Source organism: Bacillus sp. JJ1764, from assembly GCF_036962145.1.
Lineage (GTDB): Bacteria > Bacillota > Bacilli > Bacillales > Cytobacillaceae > Neobacillus.
Map to the genome: position 1 here is coordinate 8882 of NZ_JBALNY010000039.1, position 3137 is coordinate 12018.

At 38.3% G+C, this 3137-nt stretch carries 3 protein-coding genes; all 3 read right to left on the reverse strand.

Annotated elements, in window-relative coordinates:
• Positions 1 to 110 precede the first annotated feature (110 nt).
• Positions 111 to 1460 (reverse strand): germination protein YpeB, encoded by a 1350-nt coding sequence (gene ypeB, locus V7083_RS06240; protein ID WP_335476477.1) that lies wholly within the window; start codon positions 1458 to 1460, stop codon positions 111 to 113.
• Between the two features lie 13 nt (positions 1461 to 1473).
• Positions 1474 to 2262 (reverse strand): spore cortex-lytic enzyme, encoded by a 789-nt coding sequence (gene sleB / locus V7083_RS06245; RefSeq protein ID WP_438823701.1) that lies wholly within the window; start codon positions 2260 to 2262, stop codon positions 1474 to 1476.
• A gap of 144 nt (positions 2263 to 2406) precedes the next feature.
• On the reverse strand, positions 2407 to 3096 hold the full coding sequence (prsW, locus tag V7083_RS06250; RefSeq protein ID WP_335476481.1) for a glutamic-type intramembrane protease PrsW: 690 nt from the start codon (positions 3094 to 3096) through the stop codon (positions 2407 to 2409).
• Positions 3097 to 3137: the final 41 nt, after the last annotated feature.

A 3137-nucleotide genomic window follows, 5' to 3' on the forward strand; every position in this document is an offset into this window, starting at 1 on the left:
GCCGAGGAGGCTCGCCGAAACGCCCACGAACCGCTCGCACCTGGAGCGCAAATCAACAGACAAGTTTAACAGAGCCATGAAAAAAGAAAGGAAAAGCAAACGCTTTTCCCTCATAGAACATTTTCATATATAGCTTCTGCATTTTTCAATTTCTCTACTTCCTCTTCTATTCCATTCTGGGCATTTATAAATATACGATAGGTGTCATCACCGATCGTTCCAAGGAATTCATAACAGAGGACCTCTTCATTAAGATCGTTGACAATCACTGCTTGGCGATCTTCCATTACCTTCAAATTCGGATTAATTTTCGCCCTTGCTTGTTCCAGGGTAATGGCTGGCTTCCCGAAGTTCCTTGTTTGAAATGATTTTAAGTATTCTTCTGCTGACACACCAACAATATCACCATTATCCAAGGCCACTTTTACTTTAATAGATTCAGGATAGATCCTGATTCCGTTGATATTGGTCACAAAATTAAATACACCAATACTATCATATTGTGTACTTTCAAAAGTTTCTAAATCCTTGAAGCCATTTTCCTTAAGGAATGCCAACGCCCGATTATTCGCGTCGTTTAAACTAATTACTTGTTTCTTCACATCACGGTTATTAATAAACCAAATTGGGTGGCCCGCTTTTTTGGTAAGATCCATACTTGCTTCTTGACCAGTTTGACCACTTTTCACCGCAACACTGTAAAATCCGTAATCCGAACCTTTCCCGTTTTCGGTAACTTTTATATTTACTTTTCCGTTTATATTCATATATTTTCGGGCAATTTGCACGGCATCTTGTTTTGAAATTTTCTTTCCTTTTATCTTTTTATAATTTTCATCCTTCTTTTGAAAATTTGCAAAGGTAGTCCCGTTATCAGATTCATTATAGCCTGTTACCGTTTTTTCAACGGTTTTAAAACCATCGATGATAGTATTATCCGTTGTTTCTTTACCAGATGCCAATGCTAATTCTACGTCCATCCAACGCAAATTATTTTTCAGTACCATGCTTTGAACTTTCCGCAGTTCACTCTGAATTTCTCCAGACTGTTGATATAAAGTATTTAAGGTTTTATACTCCTCTTTTGTAAGTGGTTCTTTATCAAGGTCTCTGACAGCAGTACGATAACTAAAGTTCCCAATGTTAGCCAAAAACTCCTCTGTCTTATTGAATGGCAGTAATGTCAGGGGCAATTGCCCAACATCACCATGTGCTTGAGAAGTCAGGCGCCATACTTCCACTAAGGAAGGGGAAAGTGAATTTCTCGAATTCATTGCGAGAGTTGTACCGATTTTATCATGCAATAAATCCATTCTGTATGATAGATTATGAAAGGCCCGTTGATAGTTATTTTCAGCATTTAAAAGAACTGCATTTTTTTCCTGGTGTTCCTGGTAACCCCAATAGGCTGTTCCAGCCACACCAATGGCTAAGATTCCAATTAATATTCCTCTAATCACGCTTCATTCACCTCTACTTACAGAAAATATGTTTCCCAATCCGTTTAATTTGCGGACGACCCCAAATCCAGGAGCTGGTCGCTGTCGCAGGATTAAAATAATATAGTGCCTCGCCTGTTGGATCCCAACCGTTGAGTGCGTCCAATACTGCTTTTTTCGATGTTTCATTTGGCGTGAGCCAAATTTGTCCATCCGCAACTGCCGTAAATGCTCCCGGCTCAAAGATAACGCCTGAAACTGTATTTGGAAACGATGCACTATTAATACGATTTATAATAACTGCTGCAACCGCCACCTGACCTACATACGGCTCACCACGGGATTCACCATGTACTGCATTCGCCAATAATCTTATATCATTTTGCGAAAACCCTTTAGGGACGTTGGAAGCTGTTGGTTTACTCGCTGCTGTTTTTTTAGGGGCAGATGTTTTTTTTACAGGCGCTTTACTCTTTGATGCAGCGGTTTGTTTCTTCGGATCGACTCCACCATAATAGGTGAATTTTTTTCCTGACTGTATTTGTTGTTTGACAAATTGCTTATCGTACTTACTTGCTTTAACCAGTTTAGCCTTTGTGGTTGCACCTGCGATCCCATCAGTTGGCAAGCCAAATTTATATTGAAAGTTTCGCAGTGCCCAATAAGTACTCCAACCAAACACACCGTCAATCTTCCCATGATAAAAACCTGTATATTGCAGCCTAGCCTGAAGTTCAATCACATCATCACCTACTGCACCTTTTTGAATCACCTGTCTGGTAAAGGCATGTGCCACCTTTGAATCTACACAGGAAAGTGGCATTACTAAAATAATCGTCAACAGAAGTCCTTTTGATAGAAATTTTTTGATTGGCATGGAATAATAACCCCCATTGTAAATCTTTTTACAGTAACCCTATTTTTTGCTGTTCCAGTATTTTTATTCCAATAAAAAAACTCTACATATTTAGGAATGTAGAGTTTTTTGCATAGAATATTGTTTTTTCATATGATTGGCACTTAGGATCCTTGCAGTTTTTACTTTTGTTAAGCCAAACCACCAAAGGAAAATCATAAACGGGAATATCATGATTAACCAATGTTTTTGTGTCAGCAAAATGAAATCATAAAAACCATGGAGGATAAATGGCAAAAAAAGTGAAAGCATCAGCCATTTGGTTTTATTACCTTCCATAAATTTTGTTTTCCCAAAGTAAAAGCCCATAATGACACCGAACAACGCATGACTTGACACTGGTAAAAGTGCCCGTGTCATTGCATGTTCAATTCCATTAGCAATGAGGTAATATATATTTTCAACTGTAGCAAAACCAAGTGAAACTGCAACCCCGTACACAATTCCATCAAACGGTTCGTCGAACTCCACATGTTGGTAAACAGCATAATAGAGGATAAACCATTTGAAAAACTCTTCAAGAAGACTCGTACTTAAAAAGGCATCTAATAAATTAGAGTGAATTAAATTCTCAGTTTGGATCACATGCTGGATAAACATAATCGGGAACACCAGCAAAGCTCCATACAAAAAAGTCCGCAGTACAAACGAAATCGGTTCTGATTCATATTCATCTTTTAAATAAAAAAACAAAAGCAAGGCCAAACCAGGAGCAATCCCGGCAGATAATAATCCCAGCATGATGAACCTCTTTTCAAACCCATTTTCTTAATCGTAACATG